We start from the raw sequence: 17,976 nt of genomic DNA on the forward strand, positions 1-17,976 counted from the left end.
CTGAGGGAGGACGACGGCGGCAGGTACTCCCGCCGTCGTCGTTCCACCGGGCGCTGCTCCTTCGCGGGGGGTGCGGGCGCCACTTGGCGCCGGGCTTGTTGAATAGACGTAAGTCGTTACCAGGTGCAAGGGTGGTCGAATGGATGCCGACATCAACTTCTACTTTGATCCCGTCTGCCCCTTCGCCTGGATGACCAGCAAATGGGTGCGGCAGGTGCAGGCGCAGCGCGACTACACAGTGGACTGGCGGTTCATCTCGTTGCGCCTGATCAACTCGAACGTGGACTACGACGCGCATTTCCCGCCGGAGTACGAGGCCGGGCACACTGCCGGGCTCCGGCTTCTGCGGGTGGCCGCCCGGGCGCGAGCGGAGCATGGCCGCGAGTCGATGGCCCGGCTGTATGAGGCGTTCGGCTCCCACATCTTCGACACCGCGCCGGACCCGGCCGAACAGCGCACCGAGGGCGAAATCCGCGAGCGGCGCGGGACACGTGAGTTCGTGGAGCCAATCCTCGCCCAGGCAGGCTTGCCCCTGGCACTGGCGGACGCCCTCGACGACGAGTCCTGGGACAGCGAGATCCGCCAGGAGACAGATGAGGCACTGGCGCTGACAGGCAAGGACGTGGGCACGCCCATCATCCACTTCGAACCGCCGGCCGGGGTCGCCTTCTTCGGTCCGGTGATCAGCCGGCTCTCGGACGACGATTCGGCCGCCGAGCTGTGGGACCACGTCGTGGGGCTGGCACGCTTCCCCGGTTTTGCCGAACTCAAGCGGAGCCTGCGCGAGCAGCCGCAGCTTGCTGCCTTCGGCGTCGACGCCGATACGGTCGGTCAGCAGGAGGACTGGCACGGCGGCAGCCGGCGGCAGAAGAAATGACGTCAGTAGAGGATGGATCGATGAAGACAAACACCCGCCAACACCAGGAATCCGTCACGGTCCAGGTCACAGCCGAGACGCTCTACGACCTGGTCTCCGACATCACCCGCACCGGCGAATGGAGCCCGGTCTGCACGTCGTGCTGGTGGGACGACGAGGCCACCGCCGGCCAGCCCGGAGCCTGGTTCACCGGCCGCAACGAGATCCCGGGGCGGACGTGGGAGACCCGGTCGCAGGTGGTGGCCGCCGAGCGCGGCCGCGAGTTCGCCTGGGTGGTGGGTGGCCGCTTTGTCCGTTGGGGTTTCACCCTGACGCCGGCAGATAACGGGACGACGCTAACCGAGTCGTGGGAATTCCTGCCGGAAGGGATCGCGATGTTCAGGGAGAAATACGGCGATGAGGCAGACGCCCAAATCGCCGAGCGCACCCAGCAGGCCCTGGACGGCATCCCGAAAACGCTCGCCGCGATCAAACGGATCGCCGAGTCCCTCAAATAGGGCCTGACTTTTGACCCTAGTTTCCGTCTGCCTGGAGGGCCATTACTGATGGGAGGAGCGGCATCCGGCCGCCCCGTCTACGCCCTGAGGGAGAAGGATCATGTTCGCCAGAATCAGCACCTACAAGACCGGACCCGATACCCGCAGGGATAACCCCACCGATGACGTAGTAAACAGCGTGCTCCAGCTCCCGGGATGTAAAGGCGTCTACTACCTGAACGGGAAGGGGATGGACAACGCCCTGTCCATCACGCTCTGGGACACGGAGGAATCGATGCTGGCCAGCCGCCAGGCAGCCAGCAGGATCCGCGAGGAGAGCAGCCAGGCGGACAGGACCCAGATCGTCTCTGTCGAGGAATTCGAGGTCACGGCCAGCAGTCTCAAGGATTGAGCCGCCGTGGGGCATTACTGCGTGCAACAATGGCGCCATGACCCCTGAGCAGCCTTCATCCACGGCGCCGGAAGTGGACAGCGCCGACCTTTCCGCATTCAACGCCGCCTATCAGGCGGCGCAGAAGAGCCTGGCCGAAGGCGGCATTCCCATCGGGGCGGCGTTGGCTCGGGGCGGCGTGGTCGTTGCCAGCGGCCACAACGAACGCGTCCAGAACGCCGATCCGATCGCGCACGGGGAGATGTCCGCGCTCCGCGCCGCCGGCCGGCAGAAGAGTTACCGGGACACCACGCTCTACACCACCCTGGCCCCGTGTGCCATGTGCGCCGGAACCATCATCCAGTTCAAGATCCCCCGCGTGGTGGTGGGGGAGGGCAGGACGTTCGACGGCGAGTTGGAGCTTTTGCGGTCACGCGGGGTTGAGGTGGTGGTCCTGGACGACCAGCGCTGCGTGGACATGATGGCCGCGTTCCAGGTTGACAAGCCGGAGCTGTGGGCGGAGGACATCGCCGAATAGCGTTGGCCGCTGTCGGCGAGCTCAGCGGTTCCGGTAGTAGTCCTTCCAGATGAGGCGATGGACTGGCAGTTTCCGCGGTATCGCCCTCAGGCCAAAGTACGTTCCGGCGCCCACTGATACGGCGCCTGTGACTAGCCACCTGGCCATGGAATCCTCGATCCTGTGTAGGGTCCCCGGGTGGAGTCCAACGCGGCCAGAAGTCCGTAGCTAGAGTCATTCGTCCCTCATACTGCGACTGCTCCGCCAGGCGCGGCGACGCGTGCCCCGGCGGCTCCGCTCAAGCCGGGACTAACCCCTGATGGTCCGGTAGATCCCGGTGTGGTCCAGGCCGCCGTCGCCTGCCGCGATCATCGTCTCAAAAGCACCCCGCAGGCAGCCGGCCAAGGGGAGCTTCAATCCCGAACTCGCAGCAGTCTCGGCGATGAAATTGAGGTCCTTCAGCTGGTTCTTCGCCGAGCCGCCGCCGTCGAAATCCTGGTCGATGAAGCGCCGGCCCTTCTGGGCCAGCACCTCCGAGTTGGCCAGGCCGCCGGCCAGGACGGACTGCACGTCCGCCAGGTCCAGGCCCGACGCCGCAGCCAGGGCCATGGCCTCGGCCAGCGCCGTCACCGTGGCGGCGACCACGATCTGGTTGCAGGCCTTGACGGTTGATCCGGCCCCCGTCTCCCCGAACCACGCCACTTTGGCGCCGTACAGCCCGAACAGCGGTGCGCAGCGTTCGAACGCCTCCCGCGGACCGCCGGCCATGATGCTGAGCCGGCCCTCTTCGGCGCCGATGGTTCCGCCGCTCAGCGGCGCATCAACCACCGTCACCCCCCAGTTCCGCCGGCACTCCTCACCGAACGCCGCAACGGCCACTGGCGAGACCGTCCCGTGGATCACGAGGATGGGTTGCTCGGTACCGGCGCGCTGCCACCCCGCCAGCAGCCCGTCGTCGCCCTCCAGCAGGGCCTCGACCTGTGGCAGGTCCGGCAGCACCGTCAGGACGATGTCCCGGGCCGCGCCGGCAGGGGAGGGCGCAACGCTGCCCCCCGCGATGGCCCGGGCCTTGTCCGCTGTCCGGTTCCACAGCGCCAGCGGGACGCCGCCTGCCAGGATGTTCCGTGCGATGGGCGCCCCCATCGGTCCGGTGCCCAGGAGGGCCACGGACCCGTGGATGGCGGGCGGCTGCTGTTGCTCAACTGTCAATGTGGTCATGTTCTCTAGAAGGGGATGAGGCCGGCGAGGGCGGGGAGGAATGTGCTGAACCAGGGCACGGCCGCGAGGACGAGCAGTCCGGCGAACACGGCGATGAGGTAGGGCCAGAAGTGCTTGAGGCTCTTCTCGACGGTTTCGTGTCCGGTGGCGCAGGCCACGTAGAAGCCAACGCCGGCCGGTGGCGCGAAGGAGCCGATGCCCATCGAGATGATCAGCACCATGGCGTACTGCACCGGGTTGACGCCGAAGCTGGTGGCGATCGGGAGCAGCAGGGGCGCGAAGATCAGGACTGCGGGGAGGCCCTCAAGCAGCTGGCCCATGATGACGAGCAGCACCACCGTGAAGAGCATGAAGAGGACCGGAGAATCACCCAGACTGGACATCAGGTCATGGATCTGCTGGGAGACGCCGGCAAGGGCCAGGGTCTGCGCCAGGGGAGAGGCGGCGGCGATGATGAACAGCACCATGCCCGCCGTGGTGGTGGTTTCCCGGAGCGTGTCACCCAGCAGCCGTTTGCTGCCGCGGCGGTAGGCGGCGGCCAGGATGAAGGCGTACGCGACGGCGACGGAGGACACCTCGGTGGGGGTCGCGAACCCGCTGAGGATCCCGGCGACCATGCCCACCGGAAGCAGCAGCGTGGGAATCGCGAAGAAGGTGGCTGATCCGCGGGTCCGCCACGTTGCCTTGGAGCCGGCGACGCCGCCCTGTTTGCGGGCCCGGACGAACACGAGCGCCATCACTACCAGTGCAAGGAAGGCCGCCGGCAGGAATCCCGCCAGGAACAGGGTGGTGGTGGAGATAGTGGTGATGGATCCCAGGACCAGCAGGACGATGCTCGGCGGGATGGTTTCGCCCATGATGGCTGACGCCGACAGGACAGCGACCACTTCGCCGCGGGGGTATTTGCGTTCTTCGAGCATGTTCCGCATGGTGGTGCCGACCGCGGCAACGTCGGCCACCTTGGAGCCGGAGATGCCGGAGAAGATGTACATCGTGACCACCACCACCTGAAGCAGGCCGCCGCGCAGGTGCCCGATGAGTGCGTCAACGAGTTTGGCCAGGGGGAGCGTGAGCCCGGCGGAGTTCATGACCGTCCCGGCGAGGATGAAGAACGGGATGGCGAGGAGGACGAAGCCTTTGGCGCCGGAGGCCATGCCGATGGGGATGGCGCTGACGTCGGAGATGCCGCCGAGGTAGAGGTAGATTCCGGAGGCCAGGGCCAGGACGAAGGCGATGGGAAGGCCCAGGAACAGCAGGATGAACAGCACGGCAAGGACGACGCCGAGGAGGAGGTTGGGGGACGCGTAATAGAACAGCGGCGGGCTGAGGACCACCAGGGCAATGAGTGCCGCAGTGATGCCGGCCGCGACGAGCACGGGCCGCCGCTCTTGCCGCTTCAGCTTGACCAGCGCGAACCATGCGATCAGGAGCATCCCGGCCGAGAAGGGAAGGGACACCCAGAAAACCGGCAACTGGAGGATCGGGGTCTTCTCCTCGATCTGCTGCACCAGGGTGGGGACATAGAGGGCAAACGATCCCGCGCTCATGACGAAGACCAGGCAGTCGACAAGCGCCGCAAGGTAGGGCTTCCAGGTGGCCGGCAGCCGCATGATGAGGGCCTGGACGGACATGTGCGCACCCTTGGGGTAGGCGATCGCCCCGCCGATGAAGGCAATGGTCAAGAGCGCGATCTCCGACACCTCCTGCGTCCACAGCACGGAATCGCCGGTGAACAGCCGGACCATGATGTTCAACAGGATGACCAGGAGCTCGGCAATGATCGCCGCCCCAACAGTGCCTTCGAGGACCTTGTCGAACCATACGGCACCGCTCCAGCGAGGCGGGACGTGACCGTGGTGCAGGATCTCTTCCGCGTCAGGGGGGAGGACCTCTTCAAGTTCCTCGGGAGGGAGGGTGCGTTTCATGTTCTTCCAGACTGTCGACGTTGAGAGCGGATGTGGTGCACGGGTGCCGGGGCCGTACGCCCCGGCACCCTTGCGGTTAGTTGGAGGCAGTGAAGGCGATCGCCTGGTCGAAGAAATCCTTGCCGATCAGATCGGAGAACTTGGGGTACAGGGACTTCGAGGCGGTCTTGAATTCCTCGATGGCGGAGGCGCTGAGCTCGTTGGCCTGCATTCCCTTGGCCTTCAGGTCGTCCAGCTGCTTCTTGGACTGCTCCTCGTCGTAGCCGGTCTTGAACGTGGCCGTCTCGGCCGAGGCATCGGTGAGGGCCTTCTTCTGGTCTTCCGAGAGCGTGCTCCACTTCTTCGAGGACAGCGCCAGGACCCACGCGTCATTGATGTGGTTGGTCAGGGACACGTACTTCTGCACCTCGGAGAACTTGTTGGTCCAGGGCACCTCGATCGGGTTTTCCTGCCCGTTGATGGTCCCGGTCTGCAGCCCGGTGAAGACCTCGGAGAACGCCATGGTGGTGGGGCTCGCCCCGAGCGATCCGAAGTAGTCCGTCCACAGTGGGTTGCCCGGAACGCGGATCTTCATGCCCTTCAGGTCCGACGGCTGCTGGATGGGACGCACCGAGTTGGTGATCACCCGTCCCGTCCTGGTCATGAAACTCAGCGCCACGGTGTCCTTCTGGGCCAGCTTGTCCTTCAGGACCTGGCCTGGCTTGCCGTTGAGGAAAGCCGCCTCCTGCGTGGTGTCCTTGAACAGGTACGGGATGCTGATGCCGTTCATCTCCGGCACCACGGAGGCGTACACCGACGTTGACAGGATCAGGGCGTCCAGGGATCCTCCCTGGAGGCGGGTCACGGCCGCGTTCTGGTCGCCGCTGAAGCTTGTCCCGTTGGGAACTACGGTGACCTGGACGGACCCATTGGAGGTCTTCTTGACCTGGTCGGCAAAGTGCTGGGCCGAAACGCCGACAGACGAGTCGATCGGGTCCGGGATGGACAGCTGGATCTTCGCCGGGGCTGCGCCGCCGGTCCCGCCGGCAGCCCCGGAGGCGCAGCCGGCCAGGAGCGAGGCGGCGAGAGTGCAGGCCAGTGCTCCGGTGAAAGCACGGAGTTTCGATTTCATGTGAAGCCTTTCTTCGTTGGAAGGAGTCAATTCAAGGGGTGCCGGTCAGGCGGTGAGGGCGGATTCCGTGACGAGCGCTTCGGTTTCCCGGCGCAGTTCCAGGGCCTGGGCCAGGGAGTCGTCCATGATGACGTCGTCCCAGCCCACGGTTGCGCCCTTGGCGATGTCATTGCGCAGCTCCACGTGGTGGGCCAGCGCCACCGGCAGTGCCCCGGTTTCCACCGAGTGCCGGGCGGACACGAGCTTGCCCCAGACCGTGTAGCCGCCTTCGCCGTCGAGGAATTCGCCGGCTTTGAGGTCCTTCTTGGCCGTGGCCACCACATCGCCGAAGAAGCCCACGGGCGAGCCGGTGGCAATACCGCGGAGGGCGGCGTTGGCGATGGAGACGTTGAGTTCCAGGCCGACGTAGTGGTAAGGGCGGTACAGCGCGGCATACTGGCCGGTCGGATCCGGGTGCCAGGGGTATTCGGTGAAGCAGCCGGAGACATATCCGTTCGTCGCCTTGACCACCACGAAGACGCCTTCCTGCGTGTTGTGGCTGATCCAGCTGCCGTCGCGGTTGACGCTGGACATGACGTCGACGCTGCCTTCGTGGGCGAGGGCACCGCCCACATCGCTGGGCCGGCAGACCGTGGCGATCTGCTCGACGTCGCCGGGCGTGAAGCTCAGCCCGTTATCGGACGGGACCAGCCCGGCACCGTTGGCGACGGCGGCCATCTCGATGGATGCCTTGGTGCCGTCCCGGAACGAGGTGTGCATGTACGGGTTCAGCTGGCCGGAGTCGGTAAGTTCCCTCGAGAACTCCCAGTTTTCCCAGACGTTGTCCGGGTTCATCTCGTGGTAGTGCTCAAGGTACTTGGCGCCCTTGCCGGCGCAGACGACGTCGAATCCGCTGGTCCGTGCCCAGTCCACGAGTTCCATGATCAGGGCCGGCTGGTCACCGTAGGCCATGGAGTAGACCACGCCGGCGGCCTCCGCGCGGCGGGCCAGTGCCGGCCCCGCCAAGGCGTCGGCTTCAACGGTCACCATGATGATGTGTTTCCTGGTGTCGATGGCCCGCAGCGCGTGCTTTACCCCCACGATCGGGTTGCCGGTCGCTTCGACGATGACGTCGATGTCGACGTCGAACAGCTCGTCGGCGTTCGCAATGATCGCTGTGCTGCGGTCGCGGAGGGCGGTGGCGATGTCCGGCGCGATCTGGTTCTTGGGCCAGCCGACAAGCTCGAAGGCTCCTTCGGCGCGCTTGACGTTGACATCGGCGATGGCCACCACGTGGATCCCGGGGATGTTGTTGGCCTGGGCGAGGTACATGGTGCCGTACCTGCCGGCTCCGATGAGTCCCACCCGGATGGGACGTCCCTGCTGCTCGCGGTCGCTGAGGAGCTTGTAAAGGTTCATGGGGATCTCTCTGATTGGCGTTTCCGCGTCCGGGAAGCACCTGCACCGCACGGGTGGGCAACTTCTTTGTCGCGGGATGTGAATTCGAGGGCCGGAGTGGAACCGGTTCCACTTTTGTACCAGCGGGTGCTAGGCTGTGTCAACGATCACAACGGAAACGCGCTTTTGGACGCCTTTCATGACGGCGAAACTATTGATGCCGGCGATCGGTAGAACCTTCAATGAGGAGGAGAAGTGAAGAAGGCTCCAACAATCCGCGATGTCGCGTCGGCGGCAGGCGTGTCCGTTTCCGTGGTGTCCCGGGTGCTTAATCCTGAGTCTGGCCCGGTTGCACCGGCCAAGCGGGACATGGTGCTCCGCGTCATCGAGGATCTCGGTTATCGCCCTCGTGCCGCCGCGCGGGAATTGAGCGTGGGCCACGCCCCGACCGTCGGGCTGGTGGTTGCCGACCTGGCCAACCCTTTCTTCGCCCAGCTGGCTGACCGGATTGTCTGGGAGGCGCGCAGCCACGGAGTGCAGGTGGTAGTCATGACCACGCAGGAAGACCCGCACCTGGAGGCGGACTCCCTGGACACGCTCCTTGACCGGTCCGTCGGCGGCGTCATCGCCACGCCTACCGGGGCGAACGTTGAAAAGTGGGCGCGCCTGCAGTCCCTTGGCGTCAACGTTGTCTTCGTTGACCGCACCATCCCGGAGCTGGCGGATGTTGACGTTGTGAGCATCGAAAACGTGGATTCGGCCCGCCGCGCCACGGAATACATGCTCGGCCTGGGGCATACCAGGATCGGGCTGATTACCGGGCCTGTCAGTACTTCCACGGGCAGGTCAAGGATCAAGGGGTACCAGGCCGCCCATGACATCTGCTCCGTCACGGTGGACCCGCAGCTGATCCGGGATGTGCCGTTCCGGGGTGACGGCGGCGGCGATGCCGTCGGATCCCTGCTGGCGCTGCCGGATCGCCCCACCGGGATCATCGTGGCCAACACGGCCCAGGTCCAGAGCGCCGTCCGACGCCTGGTCCAGACGGGTACCCGCATCCCCAACGACCTGTCCGTCATTGTCTTTGACGACAGTCCCTGGACCGAACTGACAAGCCCTCCGCTCAGCATTATCCGCCAGCCCATCGCCATGCTTGCGCTGCACTCGCTGGAGCTGGTGCTGGGGCGGATGCAGGGCAAGTTGCCCGACGGTCAGCGGACCATCGAGGTCAAAGCGGACTTTGTTCCGCGCAACAGCTGCTCACCAGTCGTGCTCACTCCAACCAGATAAGGAATACCCACCATGACCGTCATCGTCACCGCCGTCTTCACGCCCAAGGGCGGAGCCTTCGACGCCGTTGCCTCAGCACTTGCCCCTGCCATCGCTGAGGTGCACAAGGAGCCGGGCTGCCAGCTTTACGCCATCCATGAGGCCCCCAACGGCCAGATCGTTATGATCGAAAAATGGGACTCTGCCGAACTGCTCGACGCTCATGGTGCGGGTGAAGCGGTCGCACGCCTCAACGCCTCGCTTGAGGGTCTCCTGCAGAAGCCGGTGGAGGTCACCAGGCTGACGCCGATGCCGGCCGGAACCGAGCAGCAGGGCGCGCTTTGATGAAACCCGTCATAGTCGTCATGGGCGTCTGCGGGGCGGGAAAGTCAACCGTGGGTGCGGCGCTGGCGCGGCGCCTGGGGGCCGATTTCATTGATTCGGACTCGCTGCATCCCAGGGCCAACATCGACAAGATGGCTGCCGGCATTCCGTTGACGGACGAGGACCGCTGGCCTTGGCTGGCACTCGTCGGCGACGAGCTCGAGGCCGTCCATCCGAAGGGAATCATCGTGGCCTGCTCGGCGCTGAAGCGCGCCTACCGGGATGCGATCAGAGCAAAGGCGCCGGATACGGCCTTCTTGCAACTCGACGTGGAGCTGCCACTCCTGCAACAGCGACTGAATCAACGCCCCGGGCACTTCATGCCCCCGTTGCTCCTCGGTTCCCAGTTGAGTGCGCTGGAACCCCTTGGACCAGACGAAGCCGGCCTCACGGTACCGGCGTCGGGCGACCTGGAGTCGATACTCGACAGCATCACCGCCGTCGCGCGCACTGGAGCTCCAGCGTAAATACCCAAAGCAGGACGTCCTCACCGGGAACGAGCTAGGTACGGATGGTCCGCAGCGAAGTGCCCGGCCTTGAGGTAGGCGTCGCGGGTGATGCGCGGGATGTCCGAAAAGTCCGACGGCGTTGCGCGCCTGGGCGGGATACCCACCCTACGCCTGCGGTTGGGGAAGTACGGGCCAGGTAGTGGCCCAGCTGTGCCAAATCCGGGTGGGAGGACGGATCGCCGACGGCGTCGGCACCTACGCGTTAGCCACAGCCAAGGCGGCTCTGCCTGGGCCCTCCACCGGGCAGGCGCGGCCTTCGGGGAAAACTGCAGGCAACAAGGGCGCGGCCATGCACTGCCGTTCGGTGGCGTTAGGGGCGGACCGGGGTGGCAGCCTCGTTGCCGAGCACCGTGGTCCACGGGCTGGCAGTCCACGACGTGACGACGCCGTTGAGGACGTAGGGGTCTGCGGCTGCAAAGGCTTTGGCAGCCTCCAGCGGGTTCTCGCCGCTAAAGATCAGCAGACCCTTGAAGGGTCCTTCGCCGATAGCTCCGCCAAGGAGGAGCTCTCCGCGTTCCACTGCCTCCCACCCGGCCCGGAGGTGGTCCGCCCGGTACTGTTCGCGGGACTCGAGGTAGTCATCGGCGTAGGTGTATTCGAGCACGGCGTGCATGGGTTTCTCCGCTCAGGCTAAGGGCTGCAATCGTTGTAGCAGCAGCGTACCCAACCGGGCCTACTCAGAAACCGCAGCCACCTCAACCTGTACCCCCGCATCCCGGAACTTCTGCACCGCCATCGTCCCACCGTAGGTGCGGGCCAGCCGGCCCTGCGAGTTCAGCAGCGCGAGACCCGTAGCTGGGCATCGCCCTGCTTCTGCAAGTACCGCGAACCCGGCCGAGAGTTTCCAAACGGAGGCCAAGCCGGTGGTTAGGGGGAGACGCACAGAAACGGCCGGTCAGCATATCTGCTGGCCGGCCGTTTCACTTGGGGGGAAGCGATCAGGCAGCCTGGTCGCGTAACGGAATCCCTACGCGATGGCGTGGCGGGACTGCTCGTCTTCCTGGACCTCAGTCCTGGTGCGCTTGCTCGGGCCGATCCAGACGGCCACGATGGTGATGATCGCCTGGCTGATCATGTAGAGGGCGACGGGCCAGTACGAGTTGGTCGCAGCCAGCAGGAGGGTGGCGAGGACGGGGCCGATGCCGCCGGAGATCGCGCTTCCCACTTCGCGGGATGAGGCAAGGCCGGTGAAGCGGATGTGGGCCGGGAACAGGTTGGCCAGGTAGGCACCCTGCGTGGCGGACATGCCGCGCACGGCGATCGCGTAGATGATGACGATGGCAATGATCACCAGTGGGACCGACTTGGTGTCGATCATCCAGAACATCGGGAAGATGAACGCTGCGACGGCAATCGCCGAGCCGATGTAGACGCGCCCGATGCCCAGGCGGTCACCCAGCCAGCCGAAGAGCGGGTAGGTGAACAGGCTCACGAACGAGGCGACGAAGAGGCCGTTGAGCCCCACGCTCTTGTCCAGGTGGAGGAAGGTTGCCGCGTAGGCCAGGACGAAGGTCTTGACGAGGTTGGTGGTCGCGTTCTCCGCGAAGCAGGCGAACATGGCCACGAACCAGTTGCGCGTGTGGGAGGCGAAGACTTCCTTGACGGGGCTCTTGGGCTTCTCGTTGGTCCGCGTGACGGCCAGGAACTCGGGGGACTCGACGACGCGCATCCGGATGAAGAGGCCCACCGCGATGCCGATCACGCTGGCGAGGAAGGGAAGCCGCCACCCGTACGCCATGAATTGGTCCTTGGGCATGGAGTCAAGAAGCGAGTAGAAGGAGGTGCCGAGCATGATGCCCAGCGCCAGGCCCGCGCCGGGGAGGCTGGTGAGGAGGCCCTGGCGCTTCTTGCTCGCGTGCTCGGAGACCATGACCTGGGCACCGCCGAACTCCGCACCCGCGCCGATTCCCTGCAGGATGCGGAGGACGAGCATCAGGATTGGAGCCCAGATGCCTACCTGGTTATAGGTGGGGAGCAAACCGATGAGCGCAGTGGAGGTGCCCATGAGGACCAAGGTGGCGGCAAGGACGTTCTTCCGCCCGAGCCGGTCACCGAGCGCTCCGAAGACGAACCCTCCGAGCGGGCGGAAGAAGTAGCCGATGGCTGTTGTGGTCAGGGCGGCAGCGGTGCCGATGAGGGGGTCCATCTTCGGGAAGAAGAGGGTGTTGAAAACGAGCGCGGACGCGGTGCCGAACAGGACGAAGTCGTACCACTCGATGGTGGTGCCGACGACGCCGGCGATGATGGCCCGGCGGACCCACTTGGCTCGCTGCTCTGGGGTGGGGGTTATGACGTTGGACATTGCTGTTCCTTCTACTGCGGTGTAGGGGAGGGTGGCTCTTGCTGGAAGGAGTCCCGCGCTTCGGCGGGAGATCTGCGTCACAAGCAAGCATGCCATAGATGCGCGAAACGCGCTAGTGCTTTCGCTAACTTCGCGCACATTTAGGTGTTTCACGCAGAAGTTTGCTGATCAGTAAGGCAGTTTTGGACGATAGGTGCGCGTTGTGCGCATAAATTTTGGCGGGGCGGGCTGCGGTGACAGGCGCGCCAAGGGTCATACGCCCTTGTGCACAGCAGCCAGGACGGCGGGGTTTCGCGGGGATGTCCTAAGCGGACGTGATCATTCTGCTGAAACGGCGACGGTTTCCACGGTGACCCCGCGGCTCTCGAACGCCCGCACCTGGTTGGGGTCGGCGGCGTCGTCCGTCACGAGGGTCCACGGCAACGGCAGCTGGGCCCAGGCGTGGAAGGGCCGGAGCCCCAGCTTGGAGGAGTCCGCCAGGACGTAGACGGACCGGCCGCGGCGGGCCATGAGCTCTTTGAGGCGGGTCTGGGCGTGGTCTGCTTCGCAGATGCCGTCCTCGGCGGTGACGGCGTCGGCGCCGAGGAACACGCGGTCGAAGCTCATCCGCTCAAGGGCCGCTTCGGCCAGCGGCCCCACGAAACTTTGGGAGATGCCCCGGAGCCGGCCGCCCAGGCAGTCCACCTCGATGCCTTCGCAGTCGGCGAGCTCCTGGAGGGTGTTGATGCCCGGCGTCGTCACCGACAACGGACTGAATCCGCGCAGTTCATGCGCCAGGGCACCTGAGGTAGAGCCGGCGTCGAGCAGGATGTTCTCCCCGGGCTGGATCACCGAGGCCGCCCAGCGGGCGATGGCATGCTTCTGCTCGAACGCCTCGCCCGTGCGCTGCCTTAGCGACGCCTCCGGGTGCGCGCCCAGCGCCATCGCCCCACCGTAGGTGCGGGCCAGACGGCCCTGGGAATTCAGCAGCGCAAGGTCGCGGCGGATGGTGGACGCGGTCACCTCGAACTTGGCAGAGAGTTCCTCCACGGAGGCGAGGCCGGTGGTCACGGCGAGGTGGTAGATCTCCTCGCGCCGCGCGTTTGCGCTGAGCATTCCCGGTCTCCTTCCCGTGGGCATGGCGGTGGCAGTGCTAACCATGGTAGTTCCGGTGACCAATCAATCGGGTTCCGACAGGCTCAACCACCGGCGAGTTACACGGCCATGGCCGGGCGGGTGGCCATTTCCGCCGCTTGGTGCAGCGCTTCCACCATGGAACGGGAATCGGCGATCGCCTTGCCGGCGATGTCGAACGCGGTGCCGTGGTCCACGGACGTGCGGATCACCGGCAGGCCCACCGTGATGTTCACGCCGGCCTCGATGCCCAGAACCTTGACCGGTCCGTGGCCCTGGTCGTGGTACATGGCCACCACCAGGTCGTAGTCGCCGCGGCCGGCCAGGAAGAACAGGGTGTCCGCGGGCAGCGGGCCCACGGCGTTGATCCCGTCCGCCTGCGCTGCCTTCACGCCCGGCTCGATCTTCTCCGCTTCCTCGCCCTGCCCGAACAGGCCGTTCTCGCCGGCGTGCGGGTTGATGGCGCACACGCCGATCTTCGGGTTGGGGATGCCTGCCCGGACCAGTGCCTCATGTCCGCGGCGGATGGTGCGCTCCACCAGGTCAGGGTTGATCTTGCGGATGGCATCCATGAGCCCGATGTGCGTGGTCACATGGATCACCCGGATCTTTGGCGTGGAGAGCATCATGGACACTTCCTCCGTGCCGGTCAGCGACGCCAGCAGCTCGGTGTGCCCGGGGAAGATGTGCCCGGCAGCGTGCAGCGCTTCCTTGTTCAGCGGCGCCGTGCAGATGGCCTGAACCTTTCCGGCCATGGCCAGCTCGCTGGCCACCCGGATGTATTCGTATGCGGCGTGCCCAGCCACGGGGGAGAGCTGCCCCCATGCCAGGTCCTCGGGCAGCAGTGCCAGGTCGATCACGTTGACCCGGCCCGGCGTGAACTCCGCGTCCTCCACGTCCTCGATCGCCCGGATGTCAGCCTGGATGCCCAGAACGTCCGCGGCCTGGCGCAGCCGCAGCGCGTCGCCGATCACCACGGGTCGGCACTCTGCCTGGATGCCCGGATCCAGCACCGCCGGCACAATCACCTCGGGGCCGATGCCGGCGCCGTCGCCCATGGTGACGGCGACGTAGGGGAGGGGCTGGTTATTCATTGTTTCGTCAGTCATTGCTGCTCCAGATTCTTGGGAAGTCTTGCGGGGAAAGGTGTTGGCGGGAGCTTCCGCGGGCTGGCCGCGGCGCTTCCGGATATCGTCATACAGCTGCAGGAGGGCCAGGTCGTCGCCGAAGCTGCCCGGCTTGGTGCCCACCAGCGTCCCGTCGTCGGCACGGCTCAGCACGGCCCCGTGCTGCACCGCCCCGAGCGGCACCAGGCTGTAGCGGCCGACGGCGTCCAGGACTTCCCGGGCCGTCTCACCGCCGGTAAGGATCAGGTCGGCCGGTGCCGCCTTCGCTGCCTGGGCCGCGAACGTGGACAGGGCCTGCACGATGTTCGCCGACCGGAACGGGTCCACTTTTGCGGCCGCCAACGTGACAGCTACGCTGTGGCCTGCCTTCAAATCGGCTGAAAGCTGGGCCAGTTCGGGAGCGTAGGCGTCCTTGGACCCGGCGCGCAGCGGGTCGAGCCGGACCACCGTGAAACCGTGTGCCTCAAGCCGGGCCAGCTGCGCCTGCGCGGTTGTGGACGCGGAGCCGACGACGGCGAGCACCGGCCGTGCAGCGTCCTGCGGTCCTGCGATGGTTGCGTCAGCGGCTGCCACGCTTTGCGTATTTCGCGCGGTTTGTGCGGCCAGCCGCCGTGCGAGGACTTCGGCAGCTCCACCGGTTCCCACCAGGACGACGCGGCGGCCGCCGGCGTGGAAGTGCAGCTCCAGCAGCGCGTCCACGACGTGCTCCAGGTCCTGCACCGTTTCACCGTCGGCGACCACTACTTGTGGCTGGTCCGAGTTCAGGGGCCCGGCGAGTTTGGTGGTCAGCGAACGGGACCTGACTGCGGCCAGGTCCATCGTCTTCACCGACGCCGGATCCTCCGGGCAGAGCAGCGACGCCACATCCGCCGGCGGCCCCGAAAGCTCCGCCTGCCACAGGGCCGTCTTGGCCAGGGGAGTGCCGGCCACCAGCGGCCGGCCGGCCACTACGGAACGCTGCAGCTGGGGGAGTGCCCCCGCAACCACGGCGTGGAAACCAAGGCTTGTGAGCGCAGAAACTTCTGCGCCGATGTTGCCCCTCCACAGCGAGTCCATCTTCTTGAACATCACCTGCGCGGCGGAGGCTTCAGGACCGGAGAAAGCGTCCGTGACCAGCGCTTTGGCCGCGGCTGCGGAAAGGCCGCGTGAGTGGGTGTCGGTGACCAGCACGTCGGTGCCCCGCTCCGCCAAGGAGGTTTCGGCGTCGTGCCTTCCTAAAGCGGTGCCCGCGCCCAGGAGGACCTGGGCGGACAGGCCGTGTTCCACAAAGCAGTAGCCAACCTCTGCGGCCCCGGAGAAATCGTCGGCCTGCACAAATACGGAAGCCACGTTGCTCCTCTCGCTTGGTAGATGGCTGCACCCTTATAAGTGGTGCAAACTCCAATCATCATGACACGATTGCGCGAATCGCGCTAGAGGGTTGCGCGGTTTGCGCAAAGGTGGCAAAGTGATGGGCACAACAAAACACGATGCGGGGCCTGCGGCTCCACGTCAGCCAGGACCGATCTTTCTGACGCCGGCTCCCCACCTACTGTTTCTACGAGAAGCAATGACGCAAGCACGAGGAATCAACGCATGAGCACACAACCCCAAGGCACCCAGGTGGACGGCCTGAAACTCCCCATCTCCCGGCTGGTCCTGGGAACCATGACCTTCGGCGACACCGCCGACGAGGCCACCGCCGCCCGGATGGTGGAGGAAGCGCTCGACGCCGGCATCACCACCATCGACACCGCCAACGCCTACGTGGGAGGTACTACGGAGGAGATGCTCGCGCGGCTCCTTAAGGGAAAGCGCGACAGCCTCGTCCTGGCGTCCAAGGCCGGCATGCCCCACGTAGACCACGGCTCAAACTCACCGCTCTCGCCCGAGGGGCTGCGCGCCAGCGTCGAAGGCAGCCTGCGCCGGCTGAACGTGGAGAGCATCGACCTGTTCTACCTGCACCAGCCGGACCGCGCCACCCCGCTTGCCTCGACGCTCTCCACGGTTGCCGAGCTGGTTGCCGAAGGGAAGATCGGCGCGCTGGGCGTGTCCAACTTCGCCGCCTGGCAGATCGCCGACGTCATCCACACCGCTCGCGAAGTGGGGGCACCGCGGCCCGTCGTCGCCCAGCAGCTCTTCAACCTGGTGGCCCGCCGGCTGGAGGAGGAATACCTCGAATTCGCCGCCACCCACAACGTGCACACCATGGTCTACAACCCGCTGGGCGGCGGCCTGCTCACCGGCAAGCACAGCTTCGACGCCAAGCCCACCGAGGGCCGCTACGGCGACTCCAAGCTCGCCGCCATGTACACGCAGCGGTACTGGGACAAACAGCTGTTCGACGCCATCGGCGAGCTGTCCCGGATCGCCTCGGATGCTGACGTGACCCTGGCCGAGCTGTCCCTGCGCTGGCTCGCCTACCGGGACGGCGTCGGCTCGATGCTGCTCGGCGGCTCCAAGGTGGAACAGCTGCGCGCCAACATCGCCGCCGTGGCCAACGGACCGCTGCCGGCCGACGTCGTGGAAGCCTGCGACGCTGTGGGTACCTCGCTGCGCGGCCCGATGCCGGCGTACAACCGCTGATATTTCTCCTGAACCGACTGACCGAAGGACTCTGATGACCTCCCAACTGGCCCTCGAATTCGCCCGCAAGATCCGCGCCCGTGAGCAGGCAGTGGGCTACTGGGCGGTCATGGACGCGCCCGTCGCCACCGAACGCATCGGCCGGCTCGGCTACGACTACGTTGCCCTGGACGCGCAGCACGGCCTGCTCGGCTACTCCGGCGTGCTCAACGGCCTGATGGCCATCGACGCCGGACAGACCGCCGTCGGCATGGTCCGGGTGGAAGGCAACGACTTCACCGCGATCGGCAAGGCACTGGACGCCGGCGCTGTGGGGGTCATCGTCCCGCTGATCAACAACGCCGGGGACGCCGCCGCAGCCGTGGCGGCAGCCAAGTACCCGCCGCTGGGCGGCCGCTCCTACGGCCCCATGCGCTCGGCCCTCAGGATCGGGCCCGTGCCGGCCGACGCCAACGCCGCCACCCTGGTATTCGCCATGATCGAGACGCCCGAGGGCCTGGCCAACGTCAAGGAAATCTGCGCCACCCCCGGCCTGGACGGGATCTACGTAGGACCATCCGACCTCTGCATTGCGGTGGGCGGGGCATTCCCGGGGGATCCCGCCGTCGAAACCGAATTCAACGCGGCGCTGGAAACCGTCGCCGAGGCTGCCGCCTCGGCGGGCATCGCCGCCGGCATCCACACCGCCGCCGGAACCATCGCCGCGCAGCGCCTGAAGCAGGGCTACACGTTCACCACCGTCGCCTCGGACCTGACGCACCTGGAACAGATCGCCAAGTCCCACCTCGACGCCGCCACCTCCAAGGACCAGTAAC

17 protein-coding genes are annotated in these 17,976 nt (G+C 66.1%); 9 read left to right on the plus strand and 8 right to left on the minus strand.

The window, feature by feature from the left end; translation table 11 throughout:
• Nucleotides 1-139: 139 nt before the first annotated feature.
• The 4 genes from VXJ37_RS04830 to VXJ37_RS04845 all read left to right on the plus strand — a co-directional run bounded on the left by VXJ37_RS04830 (nt 140) and on the right by VXJ37_RS04845 (nt 2,282).
• Nucleotides 140-877: a mycothiol-dependent nitroreductase Rv2466c family protein gene (locus VXJ37_RS04830; RefSeq protein WP_331321934.1), complete on the plus strand. Its 738-nt coding sequence runs from the start codon at nt 140-142 to the stop codon at nt 875-877.
• 20 nt (nt 878-897) lie between these two features.
• A complete protein-coding gene (locus tag VXJ37_RS04835) occupies nt 898-1,374 on the plus strand; it encodes an SRPBCC family protein (protein ID WP_331321935.1) in 477 nt (158 codons plus the stop codon).
• Between the two features lie 100 nt (nt 1,375-1,474).
• The gene (locus tag VXJ37_RS04840) at nt 1,475-1,765 is read left to right on the plus strand and encodes a hypothetical protein (RefSeq protein ID WP_331321936.1); all 291 of its coding nucleotides are present in this window, start codon (nt 1,475-1,477) and stop codon (nt 1,763-1,765) included.
• A 37-nt stretch (nt 1,766-1,802) separates the two neighbouring features.
• Nucleotides 1,803-2,282 carry a nucleoside deaminase gene (locus tag VXJ37_RS04845; protein ID WP_331321937.1) on the plus strand — a complete coding sequence of 160 codons (480 nt, stop codon included), beginning with the start codon at nt 1,803-1,805 and terminating at the stop codon, nt 2,280-2,282.
• Between the two features lie 288 nt (nt 2,283-2,570).
• Here VXJ37_RS04845 and VXJ37_RS04850 read toward each other — a convergent pair whose 3' ends face one another.
• The 4 genes from VXJ37_RS04850 to VXJ37_RS04865 all read right to left on the minus strand — a co-directional run bounded on the left by VXJ37_RS04850 (nt 2,571) and on the right by VXJ37_RS04865 (nt 7,913).
• Nucleotides 2,571-3,479 carry an NAD(P)-dependent oxidoreductase gene (locus VXJ37_RS04850; protein WP_331321938.1) on the minus strand — a complete coding sequence of 303 codons (909 nt, stop codon included), beginning with the start codon at nt 3,477-3,479 and terminating at the stop codon, nt 2,571-2,573.
• 5 nt (nt 3,480-3,484) lie between these two features.
• Nucleotides 3,485-5,404 (minus strand): TRAP transporter large permease, encoded by a 1,920-nt coding sequence (locus VXJ37_RS04855; protein ID WP_331321939.1) that lies wholly within the window; start codon nt 5,402-5,404, stop codon nt 3,485-3,487.
• Between the two features lie 76 nt (nt 5,405-5,480).
• The gene (locus VXJ37_RS04860) at nt 5,481-6,515 is read right to left on the minus strand and encodes a DctP family TRAP transporter solute-binding subunit (RefSeq protein ID WP_331321940.1); all 1,035 of its coding nucleotides are present in this window, start codon (nt 6,513-6,515) and stop codon (nt 5,481-5,483) included.
• A gap of 45 nt (nt 6,516-6,560) precedes the next feature.
• The gene (locus VXJ37_RS04865) at nt 6,561-7,913 is read right to left on the minus strand and encodes an NAD(P)H-dependent oxidoreductase (protein WP_331321941.1); all 1,353 of its coding nucleotides are present in this window, start codon (nt 7,911-7,913) and stop codon (nt 6,561-6,563) included.
• 234 nt (nt 7,914-8,147) lie between these two features.
• Between VXJ37_RS04865 and VXJ37_RS04870 the strand changes: the two genes are divergently transcribed.
• From VXJ37_RS04870 to VXJ37_RS04880, 3 genes are read left to right on the plus strand one after another with little or no spacing between them, the layout of a single operon-like run.
• Nucleotides 8,148-9,182, plus strand: coding sequence for a LacI family DNA-binding transcriptional regulator (locus tag VXJ37_RS04870; RefSeq protein WP_331321942.1), 1,035 nt, complete (start codon nt 8,148-8,150; stop codon nt 9,180-9,182).
• A 12-nt stretch (nt 9,183-9,194) separates the two neighbouring features.
• Nucleotides 9,195-9,506: a putative quinol monooxygenase gene (locus VXJ37_RS04875; RefSeq protein ID WP_331321943.1), complete on the plus strand. Its 312-nt coding sequence runs from the start codon at nt 9,195-9,197 to the stop codon at nt 9,504-9,506.
• Nucleotides 9,506-10,012: a gluconokinase gene (locus VXJ37_RS04880; RefSeq protein ID WP_331321944.1), complete on the plus strand. Its 507-nt coding sequence runs from the start codon at nt 9,506-9,508 to the stop codon at nt 10,010-10,012. Before VXJ37_RS04875 ends, VXJ37_RS04880 begins: the two co-directional genes overlap by 1 nt.
• A 352-nt stretch (nt 10,013-10,364) precedes the next feature.
• Here the strand turns inward: VXJ37_RS04880 and VXJ37_RS04885 are convergent, their stop codons facing one another.
• The 4 genes from VXJ37_RS04885 to pdxA all read right to left on the minus strand — a co-directional run bounded on the left by VXJ37_RS04885 (nt 10,365) and on the right by pdxA (nt 15,925).
• Entirely contained in the window at nt 10,365-10,667 is a 303-nt protein-coding gene (locus tag VXJ37_RS04885) for a YciI-like protein (RefSeq protein ID WP_331321945.1), read from the minus strand.
• Nucleotides 10,668-11,021: 354 nt separating this feature from the next.
• Nucleotides 11,022-12,356 carry an MFS transporter gene (locus tag VXJ37_RS04890; protein ID WP_331321946.1) on the minus strand — a complete coding sequence of 445 codons (1,335 nt, stop codon included), beginning with the start codon at nt 12,354-12,356 and terminating at the stop codon, nt 11,022-11,024.
• Nucleotides 12,357-12,674: 318 nt separating this feature from the next.
• A complete protein-coding gene (locus VXJ37_RS04895) occupies nt 12,675-13,451 on the minus strand; it encodes a DeoR/GlpR family DNA-binding transcription regulator (protein ID WP_331321947.1) in 777 nt (258 codons plus the stop codon).
• 98 nt (nt 13,452-13,549) lie between these two features.
• Nucleotides 13,550-15,925 carry a 4-hydroxythreonine-4-phosphate dehydrogenase PdxA gene (gene pdxA / locus VXJ37_RS04900; protein ID WP_331321948.1) on the minus strand — a complete coding sequence of 792 codons (2,376 nt, stop codon included), beginning with the start codon at nt 15,923-15,925 and terminating at the stop codon, nt 13,550-13,552.
• Between the two features lie 246 nt (nt 15,926-16,171).
• Here pdxA and VXJ37_RS04905 point away from each other — a divergent pair, with 246 nt between their 5' ends.
• A complete protein-coding gene (locus tag VXJ37_RS04905; RefSeq protein ID WP_331321949.1) occupies nt 16,172-17,161 on the plus strand; it encodes an aldo/keto reductase in 990 nt (329 codons plus the stop codon).
• A gap of 34 nt (nt 17,162-17,195) precedes the next feature.
• The gene (locus tag VXJ37_RS04910) at nt 17,196-17,975 is read left to right on the plus strand and encodes an HpcH/HpaI aldolase family protein (protein WP_331321950.1); all 780 of its coding nucleotides are present in this window, start codon (nt 17,196-17,198) and stop codon (nt 17,973-17,975) included.
• The last annotated feature ends 1 nt before the right edge of the window (nt 17,976 follow it).

The sequence above is a fragment of the Pseudarthrobacter phenanthrenivorans genome (genome assembly GCF_036455295.1).
Taxonomy (GTDB): domain Bacteria; phylum Actinomycetota; class Actinomycetes; order Actinomycetales; family Micrococcaceae; genus Arthrobacter; species Arthrobacter phenanthrenivorans_C.